The 1,496-nt window shown below is 73.8% G+C and carries 2 protein-coding genes; one reads left to right on the forward strand and one right to left on the reverse strand.

The window, feature by feature from the left end; translation table 11 throughout:
• The coding region (locus tag DQW85_RS23165) for a DUF732 domain-containing protein (protein ID WP_162795272.1) at positions 1-286 on the forward strand (286 nt) is incomplete at its 5' end.
• 1 nt (position 287) lies between these two features.
• Here DQW85_RS23165 and DQW85_RS23170 read toward each other — a convergent pair.
• A complete protein-coding gene (locus DQW85_RS23170) occupies positions 288-1,202 on the reverse strand; it encodes an LLM class F420-dependent oxidoreductase (protein WP_113702217.1) in 915 nt (304 codons plus the stop codon).
• Positions 1,203-1,496: the final 294 nt, after the last annotated feature.

Raw genomic sequence — 1,496 nt, forward strand, 5'->3', positions numbered from 1 at the left:
CGCCGCCCGGCCACCCGCGGCGGCGCGGGCCGGGCCACCCGGGGAGGAGCCGATCCCGGCAGGGGAGCGACGGTCGAGGTTCCTGGCCCGGCTGGGCGCGATCGCCCCGTGGCTGGCGGAGGAGGAGCGCCGGACGCTCAGCCGGGCCCGCGCCACCTGCCGGGACATCGTCGCGGGCAATCCAGGCGGCCAGCTGGTGAGCGACGCGCAGGAGCGCTTCACCGACGTCACGTACGAGCAGGCCGCCGAGATCGTCGAAGCGGTCAGGGAATGGTGCGTGCCCTGAATCACACCTGGGGCAGCACCTCGGCCGCTATCAGCTCCAGGTGGTCGAGATCCGCCAGGTCCATCACCTGGAGGTACACCCGTTCGGCCCCCAGTCCGGCCAGCTGGCCGATCTTCTCCACGACCTCCGCGGGAGTGCCCGCGAGCCCGCTCTCGCGCAGCGCCCCGAGGTCCGAGCCGATCGCCGCCGCGCGCCGGTCGATCTCGGCCTGGTCACGGCCCACGCACACGGTCTGGGTCGCCGACAGGACGAGCGTGCGCCCCGCGGCCTCCGTCGCCCGCCGTACCTGGTCGAAGGCCGCGCCCGTGTCGGTCAGCGTGCGGAACGGCGCGTTGTACTCGTCGGCGTACGCGGCGGCCAGCCGCGGCGTGCGCTTGGCGCCGAAGCCGCCGATGATGATCGGCGGGTGCGGGCGCTGCACCGGCTTGGGCAGCGCGGGGGAGTCGGCCAGCCGGTAGTGGCGCCCCTCGAACGAGTACGGCCCCTCGGCCGTCCAGAGTCCCCGGATGATCTCCAGTTGCTCCTCGAACCGCCCGAACCGCTCGTCAAGCGGCGGGAACGGGATGCCGTACGCGCTGTGCTCGGCGTCGAACCAGCCGGTGCCGAGACCCAGCTCGACCCGCCCGCCGCTCATCTGGTCCACCTGTGCGACGCTGATCGCCAGCGGGCCGGGCAGCCGGAACGTGGCGGGCGTCACCAGCGTGCCCAGCCGGATCCGGGACGTCTCCCTGGCCAGTCCGGCCAGCGTGATCCAGGCGTCCGTCGGGCCGGGGCCGGGGTCTCCCGCGCCGATGCGCTGGTAGTGGTCGGAACGGAAGAACGCGTCGAAGCCGAGCCGCTCGGTCGCCTGGGCGACGGCGAGAAGGTCGTCATAGGTGGCACCCTGCTGGGGTTCGGTAAAGATCCGCAACTTCATGACGCCATTATCGGCACAGAGCGGACGGCATCCGGAGAATGCCCCCCGCGATGGCCCCCGCCCTTGCTAACGTCTGCCGCCAGCGCTCTGTGTAACCGGTCGACGACTCGGGGTGGGGTATGTCGGGTTCGCGGCACAAGCGGGAGCCGGGGATGCTCCCACGCCCTCTCGCGCTCCTCGCCGCGCTGGCGCTGTCCGGCGCGACCGGGGCAGTGATCGCGCTCCTCCCCGCCCGCGCCGACCTCGGCCCGGCCCTCGGCCCCGCCCGCCCGCCCTCCGCCGCCGAGCCCTCAC

Origin of the sequence: Nonomuraea lactucae, assembly GCF_003313395.1 — a bacterium.
GTDB lineage: Bacteria > Actinomycetota > Actinomycetes > Streptosporangiales > Streptosporangiaceae > Nonomuraea > Nonomuraea lactucae.

Coding starts and splice junctions, on each gene's coding strand:
- DQW85_RS23170 (WP_113702217.1), bottom strand. CDS start 1,202: ATGAAGTTGCGGATCTTTACCGAACCCCAGCAGGGTGCCACCTATGAC.